Genomic DNA, 17,520 nt, shown 5'->3' with positions numbered 1-17,520 from the left:
CCGCGTGGCCGTGGCCAGTTATCCAGGTGAAAGCAGCAGTTTGTATGCGCTATTTTTCACCGGGAGGAGTTTTCATGAAAGGCAGGCGAGGAGCGGTTGCGTAATCCAATTCGGAAATCTTCGGGATACGAAACCGGGCTCAATGATCTTCCCGGGCATGCACTGCTGGGAGTCATTGGTCTGCCTGAGTCCGCGCCGAAGAATCCTTGGCGGCTAATCATACGTCGTTTGAACTACGCCGTGTTTTTGCTGCTGATTGCATCCGTCGTGGTCTACTACGATCACGACGGATACACGGAGCCTCTCACCTTCATCGATGCGGTGTATTACTCGGCTGTCAGCCTGTCGACGACGGGCTACGGTGACATCACGCCGGTCACACAGAGGGCTCGATTACTCAATATTTTGATCATTACGCCACTGCGTGTGGCCTTCCTTGCTCTCTTGGTCGGTACTACTCTGACCGTTTTGACCCAAGAGTCTCGGAAAACCCTGCAAATTCAGCGCTGGAGGAGACAGTTGCGCAACCACACCGTCGTTATCGGATACGGCACCAAGGGTCGTTCTGCCATTGCAGCTCTTCTCGCGGACGGCGTAGATCCGGCAGAAATCGTTGTTATTGATACGGACAAGGAAGCACTCGACCACGCTTCGAATCAAGGCTTGGCGACGGTGCATGGGTCGGCTACTAAATCTGATGTGCTGAAGTTAGCTGGTATTCAGCGTGCCCGCTCTATAGTCGTTGCACCGAACAAAGATGACACAGCGGTGCTGGTCACGTTGTCTGTCCGCGAGTTGGCACCGGGTGCCTCAATTGTGGCTTCAGTGCGTGAATCAGAAAACCGCCACTTGTTGACGCAGTCAGGTGCAGACCAAGTGGTCATTTCTTCTGAAACCGCCGGCCGAATGCTGGGGCTGGCCACGGTGACTCCTTCGGTGGTGGAGATGATGGAAGACCTCCTGAGCCCGGATGAAGGATTCTCTGTTGCAGAGAGGCTCGTCACCGAAGAGGAAATCGGTGCCAGCCCACGGCACCTCGCGGATATTGCACTCGGTGTGGTGCGCTCGGGTGAGCTGTACCGAATTGATTCACCGGAGTGTGAATCGGTGGAGCCAGGCGACCGGCTGCTGTACGTCCGCCGTGTCTACAGCAATGACGAATAGCACTCGACAAGTTTAAAAATGGGGTCTAACAACTTTTGACTTACTCAGAGGCGGATGTGAACGAGCCGGAATATCTAGCTGGGCTGGATCCAGATCAGCGTGAGGCAGCCACGGCTCCGATGGGGCCGGTGTGCATTCTTGCCGGAGCCGGTACAGGTAAGACCCGAACAATTACTCATCGCATCAAGTACCTCATTGACCAGGGGTTTGTGCAGCCGCAAAAGGTATTAGCGGTGACATTTACCTCGCGTGCCGCAGGGGAGATGCGCGACCGCCTGGCAAAGATGGGAACGCCTGGAGTCCAGGCGCGCACTTTCCACTCGGCATCACTTCGCCAGCTGCGCTACTTCTGGCCCCAAGTCGCCGGTGATATGCCCTGGCAGCTGTTGGATGACAAGAAATTCCGTGTTGTCGCCCAAGCAGTACGTCGAGTGGGCCTGGACACCTCTAAGGAAACAATCCGAGATGTCATGGGCGAGATTGAGTGGGCGAAGGCCACTCTGGCCGGTGCGGATCAGTACCAAGCCGCGCTGCGGGAGCATGGGCGCACGGCGCCGTTGTCCGCGGAGAAAATTGTCGATTGCTATCGCGCTTACGAGGACATAAAAACCACCCCGGACGGGCTATTGCTCGACTTCGACGACCTACTCATTCACACCGCCGGTGCGATGGAGAATTCCCGTGCAGTGGCGGAGGAATTCCGCAACCAGTATCGGTGCTTCGTCGTCGATGAGTACCAGGATGTCACCCCGTTACAGCAGCGAGTTCTCAACGCCTGGCTGGGAGACCGTGACAACCTGACAGTTGTCGGGGACGCCAACCAGACGATTTACTCTTTCACAGGCGCGACTCCGCAATACCTGATGAACTTCTCTCGGGACTACCCGGAAGCCACAGTGGTCCGCCTGCAGCGGGACTACCGATCGACCCCACAGGTCGTCGGGCTGGCCAACAATGTCATCGGCCGTGCGCAGGGACGTATCGCCGGCTCGCGGCTGAAGCTGATTGGGCAGCGTGAAGACGGCCCGGAGCCGACTTTCAATCAGTACGACGATGAGCCAATGGAAGCTCGCGCGACCGCGCGCAGCATCAAGCGACTTATCGACGCAGGTACGCCGGCATCGGAGATTGCCGTTTTGTACCGGATTAACGCACAGTCCGCAGTTTTTGAGCAGGCTTTGTCCGAGGTAGGAGTCGCCTACCAGGTTCGTGGCGGGGACGGTTTCTACCAGCGTCCCGAGATCCGCGATGCCATCGCAGCACTTGTGCGAGTTTCCCGTTCCTCACGGACTGTTCCGACATTGCAGGGCACGAATCTGTTGGATTTGGTCAAGCAGGTTTTCGCGGGTCTTGGCATGACTGACCAAGAGCCGGAAGGCACTGGTGCCAGGGAACGTTGGCAGTCACTGCGCGCCCTATTCGACCTGTGTAAGGACATCGTTCATGCCAACACCGAGGTCAATATCCAGGCGCTCCTCGGCCAATTGCACACTCGGCAGCAGGCCAAGCATCCGCCGACGCTGGATGGCGTGACGTTGGCTAGCCTGCATGCAGCCAAGGGGCTGGAGTGGGATGCGGTGTTCCTCGTTGGGCTTACCGACGGTTCGCTGCCTATCCAACATTCGCTGAATAAATTCGACCGATCTCCTGCACAGGGAGCGGAAGCCATCGAAGAAGAGCGCCGTCTGTTCTATGTCGGCATTACTCGAGCCCGTGAACATCTGGAGCTATCTTGGTCATTGTCGCGGACAGAAGGCGGCCGCAGGTCACGTCGCCGCACACGATTCCTCGATGAACTCGACATTGATGTCTCTGACTACTCGGCGGAGGCACAGCGAAGCTCAAGGAGCTCTAGTTCCCGTGGTAAGCGTCAGCAGTCCAAACAGTGCAAGGGCTGCACTAAGCCATTGCACACCGATGCGGAGCGGATCTCAGGGCGCTGTGAAGAGTGCCCGGTCAGTGCGGATCCTGCGCTACTGGAAGCATTGCGTGCATGGCGCCTGGAAATGTCGAGAGAAATGACTGTCCCCGCATTCGTGATCTTCTCCGATGCGACCCTTCTGGCCATCGGTGAGCAGCAACCGACTACGCCGGAGGAACTTCTGCAGATTCCCGGAATTGGAGAAGCGAAGCTCAATCATTTCGGCGAAGGCATCTTGGGAATCGTCAATTCTTTTGTGAATTCCTAGTCAGATTCTGCTCAAGGAACTTCGAATTACATGAACTGCATCTGCGAGTTGCCATGACCACACACTGGGCACTGCGGGTGGGGAGCAACCGTAGTGCGGGTGATATCGAGGCTTTCCAGATCTATGCGCACCTCTGTCGCACATAGATCTGAGAGGTCCGGTCGCCGCAGCTGCCCAACCAACAGCGGCACCGCTGTGTTCAGCCATTCCGGTGCGGTCACGGGCGTAAAAGTGCGAAGCTGCAGCGCAATCAGTGCCCGGACGGGGTCGCGGTCTCGTCGATAAGCTTCGAAACACATCGAGCAGGGCCCTTGACCTGGCTGAACAAGCGGCCCAAGAATCAGTGCTCCATCGCGGAAATGCGTGTGCAGATGCTCAATTCCACGATGAAACAGAGCGCGAACCAAGGGCATGCTCGGTACTTCCATGCCCGTGACCACCGCGAGCCCGATGTCTTCCGGCGTGGATTGAGATATTTTCAGCGTCGCATTGCGAGTGGGCGACATTGCCTTCGTCCAACTACCGCAACCCGTGCGACGAAGCTCTTTTAAAAGTCCAGTGCGCAAACTGTCCCGACCGATCAGCGTAATCCTCCGTCGTGTCGGTGGTTTTTGGACCAGTGCTGCTCGGTGAAGGTCGGAGATAAGTGCTGTAATGAACTGCGGTGACAGTTTGTCGTGACTGTCAGCAAAGGCCTCGCTTAAGGTGCTACCTCTATGAGCTGCAAGAAGTGCCGAGAAGACAGGCCCCGGCGGGGTGCCGTCGGAAAGCGGCAGAATCATGCTGCGCTCCGGTTCCACGCCGAACTGAATCCGCGCGCCTGGGCGCATGATAATCGGTATCTCCGGGCGCAGCGCGTAGTCCGTGGTAGGCGCGGCAAGCGTTTGTGCTGCGGGTGCGTCCGAACCTATTACGCCAGCCGTACCATCCCGCCCCCGAGACGTATCCCTGTATTCCCCCATAAAAATATCTTTTACCCCGGGGCCAGCTTTTACGCAATCGCAGGGCAGAGCATATACGCTTAAAAAGCATGAGCACCAAGCGACCTGAGTACGGCCCGGATGTTGAGGTTCGGCGCTCGAAGCGCCGCCGCCGTACTGTGTCCGCCCGCGCGGAGGGAAACCGAATCATTGTCATGGTTCCGGACGACCTCAGCGCCGCTGCGGAAAAACAGCAGGTCAATGAAATTGTGGCGCGAGTGCGGAAGAAAGTTGGCAGCAACCTGGATAATTCCGAGCTGGAGCGCCGCGCACGGCTGCTCTCGCGTACGGTGCTGGAAGATCGCCCGCGGTTTGAGTCAATCAAATGGGTCAAGAACATGTCGCGCAGGTGGGCATCGGTCACCGGCGGCGTCGATAGTCCGGGACGTATTCGCATTTCGCACAGGCTTGCCGACGTCCCGGGGTACGTCCTCGACGATGTCATTGTGCACGAACTGGTGCACACTTTCGTCGACGGGGGTCATACCGAAGAGTTCTGGTATTGGGCGGCAAAAGCCCCGTACCACGAACGGGCACGGGGCTATTTAGAGGCGTATCAGCGCTGGGGAACCCAGAGCTAACTAGCTACTTATCGTCATCGGTGTCGCCAGAATTGTCCTCGTCGGTGTCACTGTCCTTGCCCTCAGCCGCGCGTTTTTCGGCTTCTTTGCGCAGCTGCTCTTCAAGCTCTGCGATCGGGTCGAAGTCATCGTTGTCCGAACCGCCAAGAACCGAGTCAATAAAGGCCGCGGGTTCATCCAAATCTTCTGCTACGGGCAGGAAGTCCGGGTGATCCCAGACCTTGTCACGTTGCTCGATGCCCACAGCGGTGGTCAGGCGGTGCCACAAGTTGGTTGCCTCACGCACCTTGGGGGAGCCGAGGTCAATGCCGGTGGCCTTCTCCAGCGCCTGCTCAGCACCTTCGGTGGCGCGGCGACGACGCCAGGCTTCATCCAATTGTGCGGCACCCGGTAGACGCTCACCGAGGGCATCGGTGACAACCATGTCCACCCACCCTTCGACCAGTGCTAGCAGCGTCTGGAAACGAGTACGAGCATTCTCGTTACGAGAACGAATCTTCGGACTCAGATCCATATTTTGCAGCTGACTCATAGCCTCCTGCATACGCTGCGGATCCTGCATGTTCTCAATATCCAGACCGCGGGCGGCCTCTTCGATCGCGGAGTAGTCGATGACGATGCCAGCGGCGTACTCCTCGACAGAGGAAATCATGCGTTCAGCCAGCCATGGCACGCGGTCGTAAAGACGTTGGTGTGCAGCTTCGCGGGCAGTGGCGTAGATAAACAGATCGCGCGCTGGAACCTCGAGTTCCTCTGCGAGAGTAACTAGATGTGTTGGCAGCAGTACCGCCGCACCAGTGGTGTGTAGCGGCAGCCCGAGGTCAGAACCAGTCAGGCTCGTCTGTGCCAATTCAGCCAGCGCATTCCCTAGCTGAGTACCGAAACTCATCGAGTTCATCTGACGCATGATGCCCAGCATCGGGCCCATCATCTCGCGAGCTTCTTCTGGAACGCCCTCGAGGGAGGCATCACTCATGCGGCTGGCGACGGGATCGACAAGGCGAGTCCATGTCGACTTGGTGTTCTCCAACCACTGCAGGCTATTCCACGCTTCTACGCGGTTGACACCAGCGGGAAGGGAGGTGACGTCATCTAGCCACAGTTCGGCCAGGCGCAAGGAATCAGCCAGCGCCTCGCGGGCCGAGTCCTTCACCGGAGCTGGGTTACCAAGACGGGTCCGCGCAACGCGCTCGGCCGCGTCGTAGTTGACAGGGCCAGAGTTAGACTCCTGGAATCGCTGCCCCATGCCGGAGAACATCTCGCCGAACTGGTTGAGAATATCGCCCAAGTTCGGCTGTTCTCCTTTGCCAGAGGCGCCGCTGCCGGGCTGCCCGGGGCCGCCGAAACCGAAGCCACCGGCGCCGCCCATGCCACCGAAGGGGAACCCGAAGAAACCGAAAGGACCGCCCTGGCCGCCCTGACCGCCCTGGCCGGAGTCATTGTTGCCAGCGTCGTCACGATCGTCATCATTGTCGTTCGGACCAAAGCCAAATCCGTTAGAACTCATGCTCCCACCGTACCGGGCAATGACCCGCGTGAGTACTTAAAAGCACCACTTTATTGGCAACTTCGCGCCCAGCGAACAGACACGAACAACATTCATCAGGTGTCCAGTAGGCAGATAGCGAGAATGTAGGGTGTTATTTGTGAATCGTCGTACCCAAACTCTTGTTGCGGGCGCTGTGCCCATCGCCGCGTTGGCAACTGTGCTTTCGCTGCCAACGCTGACAGTTCCCTATGCCGCGCAGGGGCCTGGCCCGGTCTTCGACGTCCTCAGCGATGTCGAGGGAAAGAGCATTATCTCGGTCAGCGGCAGTGCTGCGGACTCCGAACGCTCTAAGGGCACGCTGGATATGACAACCGTCGCAGTCAGGCATAACCTGACATTGCCGCAGGTCATTGGCCTGTGGTTTGATCGTGACAACGATATCGTCCCCATTGAGGCGGTCTTCCCTCCGGGCCAGAGCCAGGACGAGGTGGAAGAGGAGAACAAGGCTGCATTCACCGAGTCGGAGGCCAACGCCACCTCCGCTGCACTGGCACATCTCGGGTTGCCGATGGAAGTCACCGTCGCCTACACAGTGCCGGATAGTCCCGTCGATGGGCGACTGCATGAAGACGATGTGATTCTCGCAGTGGATGGGGTGGCAGTAAGCAAGCCCGAGCAAGTCAAGGCGATTATTGCCGGACGCAACCCGGGCGATACTGTCACGTTGAGGGTCAAGCCTGCGACCGTCGATAAGCAGAAGGCTGCTAAGGGCGAGGACTCTGCCCCCGAGAAAGCCGTCGATATTTCTGTGACACTGGCGGAAAACCCGCATCAAAAGAATGCCGCGCTGCTCGGCGTGGGGATGGGGGCGCAATCCGCGGACGACACCAAAGTTGAGTACCAGCTCAGCGGCATTGGAGGTCCGTCGGCGGGTCTCATGATGACGCTTGGAGTGATTGACAAGCTGAGTCCAGGCGATCTGACCGAGGGGCAGCACCTCGCTGGCACTGGCACTATTGACGCTGCCGGCAACGTGGGCGAAATCGGTGGCATTACACACAAAATCTCGGCTGCCCGAGATGAGGGCGCCGAGATGTTCTTCGTGCCGGAAGGCAATTGCGCAGAAGCTGTGACTGCCGACCGAGGCGATATGAAGTTGGTAAAGGTCTCTGTGCTTGACGACGCGCTTGCGGCAATCGAAAAGCCGGAGACCGCGCAGACCTGCTCGTAGTTTTGCCGTAGCCCTTACGGGCAGCAGGTAGTTTCAGTTAGTTCTTACTGAAAGCCTCGAAGTCTTGCTGAGACTGCCACTTGTCGATTTCCGCAGCCGTTGCGCGAAGTTGAGGGTCAAATTCGAGGTATGCCTTTGTCTCACGCGCGATGAGCCCGGACAGGACAATCAGACCGATGAGGTTCGGCAGCGCCATCAGGCCGTTGAGGGCCGAGGCGACGGACCAGACGGTTTCCAGCTGAGTTACCGCGCCGACGAAGACCACGCAGGTGAAGACCGCACGGTAGAGGCCGGTGCCGCGGCGACCGACCAGGGACTCGAAGGCGCGCTCACCGTAGTAGGACCAGCCCAGCATGGTGGAGAATGCGAAGAAGACAACCGACAGCGTGACGATGGTGCCACCCCAGTGGCCCGGCAGACCGCGGGAGAATGCCTCAGCGGTCAGAGCGCCAGTGTCGACGTTGCCATCCTGCCAAACACCGGTGCTGATGATAACCAGGCCGGTGAAGGACACGACGATGATGGTGTCAATGAAGGTCTGAGTCATGGAGACCAAACCCTGACGAACTGGGTGAGTCGTCGATGCGGCGGCAGCGGCGATAGCACCGGAACCCAGGCCCGACTCGTTGGAGAACAGACCGCGGGCAACACCCATCTGCAGGGCGAGAATGAGCGTGGATCCTGCGAACCCACCAACGGCCGCGGTGCCGGTGAAAGCATCGGTGAAGATGAGCTTGAAGGTTTCGGGCAGCGCCGAGACATTGGCGACGAGCACCCACACGGCCGCACCGATGTAGAGCACAATCATCATCGGCACAAAGCTGGCGGTGATGCGGCCAATCGACTTAATGCCACCCATCAGAGCTGCACCTACCAGGATGAACATAATCATGCCGGAGAGCGTCGGATCGATGTCGAAGCTGTTTTCCAGGTTCGAGGCCACGGCATTGCCCTGGGTTAGGTTGCCGATACCAAACGCCGCCAGCGCAGCGAAGACGGCGAAGAGAATGCCCAGCGTCTTACCAAAACCATTCGGGATGGCCTTGCGCAGGTAGTACTGCGGACCACCGGACTGTTCGCCAGCTGCATCGGTCTGGCGGTACTTCACGCCCAGGAATGCCTCGGAGTACTTCGATGCCATACCTAGCAGGCCGGTTACCCACATCCAGAACAGCGCACCGGGTCCACCTAAGCCGATTGCGGTAGCGACACCGACAATGTTGCCGACACCGACAGTTGCCGCGAGAGCCGTCGCCAGCGCCTGGTAGTTGGTGATATCTCCCTCGGCGTCGTCGTCGTTACGGTCGATGAGTCCGAGGCGCAGTGCCGAGCCGAGTTTGACCAGGTGAATTGCGCCCAGGCGAATGGTCAAGATGATTCCGGTGCCGATCAGCGCGGGGATGAGGAGGTACGGACTCCAAATAAAACTATCCGCCGCTGAGACAAAATCGCTGAAGCTTTCCATGCTGTGGAACTTTACTGGTAGAAAGCCTAAACCCAATCATTAAATTCTCAGAAAATGATTATTGCGCTACTAATTCGCCACAAGTGGGGGTAAACGCATTCCGGCGAAAACAAAGATCATTCCGCCAATCAGTGTGAGAGCAACGTACCCACATGCCCTCCAAAAGTGTTGGTTTTTAAGGCGTGTGATCTCTCCGGCGAGTGTGGACCACGTCGACAGGCCGCCAGCGAAGCCAATCATCACCGTCGCATAGGCCAGGGCAGGGGTCATGCCGTCGCTTGTCGACGTTCCCCGCGACCACACCACAGCAGCGGCACCGGCGACGAAGCAGGCAATCATATTCGCGGTCCACGTTCCGGGCAGTTTGGAATCAGCCCACTTCACCGCAAGTTCGGCCAGCGTATAGCGCAGCGCTCCACCTACTGCGGCGCCAACTGCGATAGCGAGAATGGCAGAGAGCGCCGAGGGAAAAGAACTGAGGAGATCGCCGGTCATTCCGCAACCTCCCGCGCACACTTGGTTCCCAACCAGTAGGCGAGGGGACAACACAGCAGGTGAATAAGCCCAACGCTCACAATCAGCACGACTGACGTGTCCGCCTGTGCCAATAGGAGAATGACAAAGGCGGAGAAAGTGGTGAAGCCGCCACAAAAGCCAGTACCGCAGAAAGCGGAAAGCCGAGGATTAGCAAACGCGATACTGCTGACCAGGCCGAAGAGAAGGCAGCCCAGTAAGTTGATGACAGTCGTCGAGATTGCGCTAATTCCCGAGCCAACGATTGCATCGATCGCCGCTCCGAACAGAAAGCGACCTACTGCGCCAACAGCGGCGCCGCCGGCCACGGCCAGAGCTGTCAGACCCTGCGCTCGTCCTGCTGATGGCAGCTTCGGAGCAACAGATTCCTCATTCACGGTGAAAACGCTAGCACAGCGGCTAAAGGGGGGGGACAGGAGACAGGTGCCGGCAGCCCGGAATCCTTTCGAGAAGGTGCTCCCGTCGGCACGCGGCAATCTATCTGATGCACCCTATTGCAGGGGCGAGTTTGCCTTACCGAGTGGTTCTTGCCATGCGCGCTGTCCCTAAAACGGGGACACTGGAGAGGAGGAAGCGCATCTAAGTTCGGTTTCTTTGTCTCGGCCGGTTGGTCGGCAATGAAATCGGCGGTTGCGCAGTTCGCCGATTTAGCAGGAGGATACCCACAATGGCTCATGAGCGCGCCGGGCAATTGGCCCAGCCATCCGACCTTATCGATGTCGCGGAACTGGTCACTGCCTACTACACAAAGCACCCGGACCCGAATAACCCCGACCAGAAGGTCGTCTTCGGTACTTCCGGTCACCGCGGTTCCTCCCTCGACGGCGCTTTCAACGAAGACCACATTCACGCCACTACTCAGGCCATCGTGGATTACCGCAAGGGCCAGGGCATTGAAGGCCCACTGTACGTTGGCCGCGATACCCACGGCCTGTCCGAGCCGGCAATGATTTCCGCCCTCGAGGTGCTCACGGCCAACGGCATTACCGTGATGGTTGACGCTCAGGATCGCTACACGCCGACCCCGGCCGTCAGTCACGCGATTCTGACGTATAACCGCGACGTGGAGGGCGGTCCGACGGGTAGTAGCTCCGCGCGTGCCGACGGCATCGTGATTACCCCTTCCCACAATCCGCCACGAGATGGTGGTTTTAAGTACAACCCGCCGACCGGTGGTCCGGCGGACGCGGATGCGACGGACTGGATTGCAGCTCGTGCCAATGAATACCTGGCTAAGGGCCTGGATGGGGTTAAGCGCCAGCTGGTGGATAAGGCCGCTGACCTCGTCGTAAAGCACGACTACCTCAACGCATACGTGTCGGACCTGCCGAATGTTGTCAACCTCGACGCCATCCGTGATGCCGGCGTGCGTATCGGCGCTGACCCAATGGGTGGTGCGTCGGTGGATTACTGGGGTGCAATTGGCGATGCGCATAACCTAAATCTGACTGTGGTCAATCCGCTGGTTGATGCGACCTGGCGTTTTATGACGCTGGATACAGACGGCAAGATTCGTATGGACTGCTCCTCACCGAATGCGATGGCGTCCCTGATTGGTAACCGCGATAAGTTCGACATCTCCACCGGCAATGACGCGGACTCGGACCGTCACGGAATTGTGACACCGGACGCAGGCTTGATGAACCCGAACCACTACCTGGCCGTTGCCATTGATTACCTCTTCGCACACCGCCCGGGCTGGTCGCAGGACACCGCGGTCGGTAAGACGCTGGTGTCTTCGTCGATGATTGACCGCGTCGTCGCCAATTTGGGTCGCAAGCTAGTGGAAGTTCCAGTCGGCTTTAAGTGGTTCGTCCCGGGTTTGCTCGGCGGCACCATCGGTTTCGGTGGTGAAGAATCCGCCGGCGCATCGTTCCTGCGTCACGACGGCACTGTGTGGTCTACCGATAAGGACGGCATCATCCTGGACCTCCTGGCCAGCGAGATCAAGGCCGTGACCGAGAAGACTCCATCGCAGCTCTACGCAGAGCTCGCCAATAAGTACGGTGCCCCGGCTTACGCCCGCACCGATGCGGACGCAACCCGTGAGCAGAAGGCAATCCTGAAGAAGCTCTCGCCGGAGCAGGTCAAGGCCGACACCCTGGCTGGGGAGACCATCACAGCCAAACTGACTGAAGCGCCGGGTAACGGCGCTGCGATTGGTGGCCTCAAGGTGGTTACGGAGAACGCTTGGTTCGCAGCACGCCCGTCGGGCACTGAAGATAAGTACAAGATTTACGCGGAGTCCTTCAAGGGAGCGGATCACCTGGCACAGGTTCAGGCTGAGGCACAGGACGTGGTCGCGGCAGTTCTGAACGGATAATCGGTAGCCGTTGGGCTAACTGTAAGCAGTTAACCTGTACTAATATTTCTGTGTATGAAGAATTTCGTAGGCGTGGTGGCCCGATTCGGCCTAGCTGCAGTTTGGTTGTACTCGGGTCTTATCAAACTGCTGAACCCGCTGGAATCGCGTCAGGCAGTGCAAGCTTATGAACTGCTGCCGAGCGACTTGGTGCCGATGGTAGCGGTTGCGCTGCCCGCCTTCGAAGTCATCCTTGGACTCTTACTGGTATTGGGGCTTTTCCTGCGTCCGGTAGCAGTATTGTCAGGAGCGCTCTTGCTGGTGTTCGTCGGAGGCATTATCTCGGCGTGGGCGCGCGGACTGCAGATTGACTGCGGTTGCTTTGGTGGCGGTGGCTACGACGAGAACGCTGACGCAGTTTCATATCTCAAGTCAATTGCCCGAGACATAGGTTTTTTGGCGTTGGCTGTATTTGTGTACGTATGGCCGTGGAAGAAGTTTGCCATTTACGCCTAGCCCGCCCGCTAGTTTTTTAAGCCTAAGCAATAGGGCAAGTGGGCTGAAGTAAGGCGATGGGGTCTAGCAACCATTCCCGTTTTCTCAGGCACAATTGTGTCATTGGCAAGAAAACACCGCTATCGTAAGCGGTGTGAGTCAGAAGATTAAGAACCCAAATGAAAAGGGCAGTGGCTTCGTCGTTGGCCTGATTGCCCTTCTTGCTGTCGTTGTTGTTGTTATCGGCGGAGTTATCTACATCGGCCGGTCGCAGCCGATTGAGGGACTTCCAGATGAGGACGTCGACTTCTCCGTCGCACTCGACGGTGATGTCATCCGGCTAAGCAAGGACGGCGCCGAAGGGGCTAAGACGGCCACAATTTTTGAGGACTTCTCGTGCCACTACTGCGCTCAGATGAGCGAAGAGGGCCACGATGATGAGCTCAAGGCGCTAAACGACGGCAAGCTTGTCGCGGAATACCGCACGCTGAACTTCCTGGATGGTCAGGAGAAGGAGCAGCGTGACGGTCACTCCACTCGCATCTACGCGACTGCCCGCAAGATTGCTGAGACCGGGGATGCTCGCGCATATTGGAACTTCCGCACAATGATGATGGCTGACCAGCAGAACTCCGTCACGTGGAGCAATGACGAGCTGGCTGACCGCCTGGAGCAGCTCGGTGTCGCTGACGAAATTGTCAGCGAAGTCCGCTCCGGCATCGACACCACCGAGGCCAAGGCAAGCGCAGACGCTAACTTCGATGACCTTGAGAAGCGCTTGGGCAAGGTTTCCTCGCCGCATGTCTTTGTCGATGGCAAGGATATTCTGGAGAACATTTCCGGTGATGGCGGACTGGGGCAGTGGGTCAAGGTGGCCCTGCGCTAGGATCCGTGCACGCTCACACGATTCATCTTCAGTTCATGTTCGGCAGATCCGCTTTGGGGTACTCGGCGAATGCGTAAAAGAGTGTTCTACATGCGGATTTGGTGATACATGACAGTGCCATGTAGCCTTTGAGGAGTCCACAGCGGAGGGTGAAAGCCACTTCGATGTTGATTCTGGGGCTATGGCGCAGCTGGTAGCGCATCACACTGGCAGTGTGGGGGTCACGGGTTCGAGTCCCGTTAGCTCCACCAGTAGAAAATCCCTCGGTCGAAATGGCCGGGGGTTTTCTTGTATCTGCCCTGGGTAGTGTGCTCGCCGTTTACCTCAGTGATTGGTAATCCGTATGGCTGTAGCAACTTTGTCTAAACGGTGGAATACTGGGGGTATGGCACACAACGACTCCGTTATCCAGAAACTGTCCACCGAAGAATCCCTCGAGCTGCTGGCTACGCAGACTTTTGGGCGCCTGGTTGTTCGTCGTAAAGATGATATGGATCTTTTCCCGCTGAACTACGTCGTTCATGAGGGGAGCATTTACTTCCGCACTGCCGAGGGGTCGAAGCTTTTTACTGTTTCTCTGAACCACGATGTTCTTTTTGAGGCCGACTTTGTTGACAAGGATGCCCAGAAGGCATGGTCGGTCATTGTAAAGGGTGACGCAGAGGTTCTCACCTCCCGCGCGGATATTAACGCTGCAGATGAGCTGCCGCTGAAGCCCTGGCTGCCGACGTTGAAGTACAACTACGTGCGCATTACTCCGAACGATGTTTCCGGTCGCCATTTCCACCTCGGTGAGGAGCCGAATCGCTACGAAGTGTAGCGGCGGCATACGGTGCTTTTGCTTTACGACGGTGGAGGCTCCGCCGTAAAGCAAAGCTAGCAGCGTGCAAAGGCAACATTTAGTGACTGAGCACCGCCGTTAGCTGTTTTTTAAAAAATTGTTGGGTTAAATTACCTAAAAGCGCCCTAAGTGAGATTCAACGCGTTACAGTCGCAAATGTGACGTGCACCATAGAATCGACCGATGGGGTGCCAGCGCAGCCCGATGTGCGCAGGCAGTCCCCACGTATGCAGAAGATCGTAGATGAAGCGCGCGCGATGCTGCGCGAATCGGGTTGGAGCGCAATCAGTATGCGCCGTCTAGCGGCGCGACTCGATGTGAAGGCTCCATCGCTGTATAAGCACATCAGCGGCAAGGAAGAGCTCCTCCAGCTGCTGCTGACCGAGAGTCTCGAGAATCTGGGCAAGCGTATTCATGCCGCCATTGATGAGGAATGCACTTCAGCGTCTCTGCTGCAGGCGTACCGCCAGGCAGTTCTCGACGATCCGCATGGTTACCGACTGATGAGTCGCACCAATTTCGTGAATGTCGTCTCGCCTTCGTCATTGGATGCCTGGATTCGCGATGCATTCATTAAGGTTGCTGGCGATGAGCCTAAGGGATTGGCCATGTGGGCGTTCGCGCACGGTTTGGTGACCGCCGAGCTCGTCCAGGATGGTTCACCTGCGCTGGAACCAAGTGCCGAAGCCGGTGCGGCAGACAGCTTGGCCGCAGTTGGAGCTATTTGGGACGCTGGCGCGGAGGCCTTCTCTTAAGGGGGGGCTCACTGCTGGGCCGACCCGGGGCAGTAGCTTAGCGCCACCAGGAATCGGCCGGTCCAGGAGGGACGGCTCGCTTGTGCCGGGAAATGGAGTAGAGGTGCTCGATTCGCGCGGCATCCTCATCTGAGACGGCCTTGCCTTCGAGGTAGTCGTCGATGGCGGTATAGGTCACCCCGAGCGCAACTTCGTCGGGAAGCGCAGGGCGATCTTCTTCCAGGTCGGCCGTCGGCACCTTCTCCCACGTACTGGATGGTGCGCCGAGGTGACGGAGTAAGGCCGCGCCCTGGCGCTTGCTCAGCCCCTGCAGCGGGACGAGGTCGCAGGCGCCGTCGCCGTGCTTGGTGTAGAAGCCGGTGACAGCCTCCGCGGCGTGATCTGTTCCGATGACCAAAGCGCCGTCAACACCCGCCACTGCGTACTGGGCAATCATGCGCATGCGGGCCTTAATATTTCCCTTGTTGAAGTCGCTGATAGCGCTGCCGGCCAGGGCATCGGTGACCTGGGCGGTCATCGCGGCGGTGGCCGGTTCGATATCGATAGTTAGCCTTTGGTCAGGTTGAATGAATTGCAGTGCCACCTGTGCGTCGTCCTCATCGGCCTGCACGCCGTGGGGGAGGCGAATGGCAATGAAGGTGGCGTCCTCGCCGCCGTTGCGAAGCTTTTCGACGGCCAACTGCGCTAGACGTCCGGCCAGCGTGGAATCTTGACCGCCGGAAATTCCGAGCACGAATCCCTTGGCGTGCGCGGCGCGGAAATAATCGCAGAGAAAATCGACTCGGCGGCTGATTTCCTCGGCGGCATTGATGGTGGGCTGGACGTGGAGGTCGTTAATAATCTCCGACTGGAGGGGATGTGGGAAATCCTGTGTGCCTACTGGTGTCATGAGCCTCACTCTACCGCTAGTTCAGGACGGGAAAAGGGATGATTTTCCTGCCAGAAGAGTGCCAAAGCTCTCATCTTTATCGAGTAAGTGCTGTTCGGATAGGGGGTCTTTGGCCGGAGGGTGGCAAGATTTCCAGCGTGAGTACAACCGAACAGAATAAGACTGGACCGAACCGGGAAACCACCACAACTCGGTCGATAGCCGTGGCTATCATCGCCGCTCTGGGCGGCCTCCTCTTTGGTTACGACACCGGTGTCATCTCAGGCGCGCTGCTGTATATCCAGCGCTCTTTTGAGCTGACTCCAGGACAGGAGTCCACTGTCACCGCCATGCTCTTGGTCGGTGCGGCTATCGGTGCGTTCCTGGGTGGTCGCGTAGCGGACTCTCTGGGGCGCCGTGGCACCATCCTGCTCGGAGCGGTCGGCTTCATCATCGGCAGTATCTGGTGTGCTTTCGCTACTAGTGCGTTTTCGCTGGGTACTGCGCGTACTTTGCTCGGCGTCTGTATCGGTGGTGTTTCCATCGTCGTACCGATGTACATCTCCGAAATGGCACCACCGCATGTGCGTGGACGCCTGGTCAGCCTGAACTCGCTGATGATCGTGATTGGTCAGCTGGTGGCGTTCCTCACCAACTCCGCCCTAGCCTCCTCCGGTAACTGGCGACTCATGCTTGGATTAGGCGCTGTCCCCGGCATCGTGCTGCTCATCGGCATGCTGGTTCTGCCGGACACTCCGGCCTACCTCGTCCGTCGAGGACAGGAGGGCAAGGCGCTGGCCGTGCTGCGTCAGATACAGGGAGATGAGGCGACCCTGGCTGAGGTTGCCGTTGGTGAGGCGTCGTCAAGCGCCGATCAGCGTGCAGCCGAGCGCCTGGCCGTGAAAACCCCGTGGGTGCGACGCACCGTCATCATCGCGATGCTGATTGGCGTGACGCAACAGGTCACGGGCGCGAACGCGATTATGTATTTCGCGCCGACGATGATGAACAAGGTTGGCTTGTCGACGGAAAGCTCTGTCTATACCTCCATCATCATCGGTATCGCTTCGGTGATTTCGTGTGCAATTGGTATGAGCATCATTGACCGCGTTGGTCGTCGGCGAATGCTGATTATCGGTCTGGTGGGCTGTGCAAGCTCGCTGCTCGTGCTGGCGCCCGTCTATGGTTTGTCGAGTAACTCTTCGACGGGTGCCATGATGTCGCTTCTGCTGATGACCGTATTTATCGTGTTCCAGCAGGCGGCTGTGTCGGTGGCGACCTGGCTCCTGATTTCCGAGATCATCCCGACAGAGGCCCGTGGCCTGGGTATGGGGCTGGCAGGGCTCGCGCTATGGGTTGCGAACTGGTTTGTGGCACAGGCTTTTCTTCCGATGGTGGATGCTGTCGGTGGTGCGTGGTCGTTCTTCTTCTTTGCCATTACGGGCGCAATTGCGCTGGTATTCACCATCAAGGCGGTGCCGGAGACCTCAGGTAAGACGCTTGCCGAGGTCCGCGAGTACATGATTGCCGCTGCCAAGTAGAGAAGTGGAAGCAGTTGCAACGTGGGGAGTCACGATCTTGGGGTTGACTGTGAAAGAACATGTTTCCCCCGGATTTTTGGAGTTATTCCGCTTATTAGGTAGTATGGCAACTCGTGTCGTAACGCATACTCTTTGATATTTCTTCGGATTATCAGGAAAGGTGCGTTGCCAGGCAGTCACTGGGGTGATTGTCCGGGGA

General features: G+C 58.1%; 16 protein-coding genes and 1 tRNA gene. 11 read left to right on the top strand and 6 right to left on the bottom strand.

What is annotated here, in order from left to right:
* Positions 1-96 precede the first annotated feature (96 nt).
* Both I6J19_RS00235 and I6J19_RS00230 read left to right on the top strand, forming a co-directional pair.
* Complete coding sequence (locus tag I6J19_RS00235) at positions 97-1,164, top strand: potassium channel family protein (RefSeq protein ID WP_049182182.1); 1,068 nt, start codon at positions 97-99, stop codon at positions 1,162-1,164.
* A 119-nt stretch (positions 1,165-1,283) separates the two neighbouring features.
* Positions 1,284-3,353, top strand: coding sequence for an ATP-dependent DNA helicase UvrD2 (locus I6J19_RS00230; protein ID WP_052155631.1), 2,070 nt, complete (start codon positions 1,284-1,286; stop codon positions 3,351-3,353).
* Positions 3,354-3,379: 26 nt separating this feature from the next.
* On the opposite strand, the gene I6J19_RS00225 is transcribed toward I6J19_RS00230, so the two are convergent.
* Entirely contained in the window at positions 3,380-4,315 is a 936-nt protein-coding gene (locus I6J19_RS00225; RefSeq protein WP_224792266.1) for a TOMM precursor leader peptide-binding protein, read from the bottom strand.
* A gap of 68 nt (positions 4,316-4,383) precedes the next feature.
* Between I6J19_RS00225 and I6J19_RS00220 the strand changes: the two genes are divergently transcribed.
* Positions 4,384-4,914 carry a YgjP-like metallopeptidase domain-containing protein gene (locus tag I6J19_RS00220; protein ID WP_016422236.1) on the top strand — a complete coding sequence of 177 codons (531 nt, stop codon included), beginning with the start codon at positions 4,384-4,386 and terminating at the stop codon, positions 4,912-4,914.
* Between the two features lie 4 nt (positions 4,915-4,918).
* Here the strand turns inward: I6J19_RS00220 and I6J19_RS00215 are convergent, their stop codons facing one another.
* Positions 4,919-6,421, bottom strand: coding sequence for a zinc-dependent metalloprotease (locus I6J19_RS00215; protein WP_038627963.1), 1,503 nt, complete (start codon positions 6,419-6,421; stop codon positions 4,919-4,921).
* 139 nt (positions 6,422-6,560) lie between these two features.
* On the opposite strand from I6J19_RS00215, the gene I6J19_RS00210 reads away from it, so the two are divergent.
* Positions 6,561-7,634, top strand: coding sequence for a YlbL family protein (locus I6J19_RS00210; protein ID WP_038627965.1), 1,074 nt, complete (start codon positions 6,561-6,563; stop codon positions 7,632-7,634).
* A 37-nt stretch (positions 7,635-7,671) separates the two neighbouring features.
* Here I6J19_RS00210 and I6J19_RS00205 read toward each other — a convergent pair whose 3' ends face one another.
* The 3 genes from I6J19_RS00205 to I6J19_RS00195 all read right to left on the bottom strand — a co-directional run bounded on the left by I6J19_RS00205 (position 7,672) and on the right by I6J19_RS00195 (position 10,010).
* On the bottom strand, positions 7,672-9,099 hold the full coding sequence (locus tag I6J19_RS00205; protein WP_038627968.1) for an alanine/glycine:cation symporter family protein: 1,428 nt from the start codon (positions 9,097-9,099) through the stop codon (positions 7,672-7,674).
* 69 nt (positions 9,100-9,168) lie between these two features.
* Positions 9,169-9,594 (bottom strand): fluoride efflux transporter FluC, encoded by a 426-nt coding sequence (locus tag I6J19_RS00200; protein ID WP_038627971.1) that lies wholly within the window; start codon positions 9,592-9,594, stop codon positions 9,169-9,171.
* Positions 9,591-10,010 (bottom strand): fluoride efflux transporter FluC, encoded by a 420-nt coding sequence (locus I6J19_RS00195; protein WP_224792265.1) that lies wholly within the window; start codon positions 10,008-10,010, stop codon positions 9,591-9,593. The genes I6J19_RS00200 and I6J19_RS00195 overlap by 4 nt, the downstream gene beginning before the upstream one ends.
* A 290-nt stretch (positions 10,011-10,300) precedes the next feature.
* Here I6J19_RS00195 and pgm point away from each other — a divergent pair, with 290 nt between their 5' ends.
* From pgm to I6J19_RS00165, 6 genes are all read left to right on the top strand, one after another.
* Positions 10,301-11,956, top strand: a complete 1,656-nt coding sequence (gene pgm, locus I6J19_RS00190) for a phosphoglucomutase (alpha-D-glucose-1,6-bisphosphate-dependent) (RefSeq protein ID WP_038627973.1) — start codon at positions 10,301-10,303, stop codon at positions 11,954-11,956.
* A gap of 54 nt (positions 11,957-12,010) precedes the next feature.
* Complete coding sequence (locus I6J19_RS00185) at positions 12,011-12,451, top strand: MauE/DoxX family redox-associated membrane protein (protein WP_038627975.1); 441 nt, start codon at positions 12,011-12,013, stop codon at positions 12,449-12,451.
* 133 nt (positions 12,452-12,584) lie between these two features.
* Positions 12,585-13,316: a DsbA family protein gene (locus I6J19_RS00180; RefSeq protein ID WP_038627977.1), complete on the top strand. Its 732-nt coding sequence runs from the start codon at positions 12,585-12,587 to the stop codon at positions 13,314-13,316.
* A 175-nt stretch (positions 13,317-13,491) separates the two neighbouring features.
* Positions 13,492-13,567: transfer RNA gene (locus I6J19_RS00175), tRNA-Ala, on the top strand.
* A gap of 134 nt (positions 13,568-13,701) precedes the next feature.
* Positions 13,702-14,136 (top strand): pyridoxamine 5'-phosphate oxidase family protein, encoded by a 435-nt coding sequence (locus tag I6J19_RS00170; RefSeq protein ID WP_016422245.1) that lies wholly within the window; start codon positions 13,702-13,704, stop codon positions 14,134-14,136.
* Between the two features lie 179 nt (positions 14,137-14,315).
* The gene (locus I6J19_RS00165) at positions 14,316-14,912 is read left to right on the top strand and encodes a TetR/AcrR family transcriptional regulator (protein WP_224784081.1); all 597 of its coding nucleotides are present in this window, start codon (positions 14,316-14,318) and stop codon (positions 14,910-14,912) included.
* Between the two features lie 37 nt (positions 14,913-14,949).
* On the opposite strand, the gene nadE is transcribed toward I6J19_RS00165, so the two are convergent.
* Entirely contained in the window at positions 14,950-15,801 is an 852-nt protein-coding gene (gene nadE / locus I6J19_RS00160; RefSeq protein ID WP_049181988.1) for an ammonia-dependent NAD(+) synthetase, read from the bottom strand.
* Between the two features lie 38 nt (positions 15,802-15,839).
* On the opposite strand from nadE, the gene I6J19_RS00155 reads away from it, so the two are divergent.
* Positions 15,840-17,321: a sugar porter family MFS transporter gene (locus I6J19_RS00155; protein WP_141737475.1), complete on the top strand. Its 1,482-nt coding sequence runs from the start codon at positions 15,840-15,842 to the stop codon at positions 17,319-17,321.
* Positions 17,322-17,520 lie beyond the last annotated feature (199 nt).

The organism is Corynebacterium amycolatum (assembly GCF_016889425.1).
Lineage (GTDB): Bacteria > Actinomycetota > Actinomycetes > Mycobacteriales > Mycobacteriaceae > Corynebacterium > Corynebacterium amycolatum.
The sequence above is the reverse complement of the archived record's forward strand: the minus strand, read 5'-3'. Positions and strand labels throughout refer to the sequence as shown.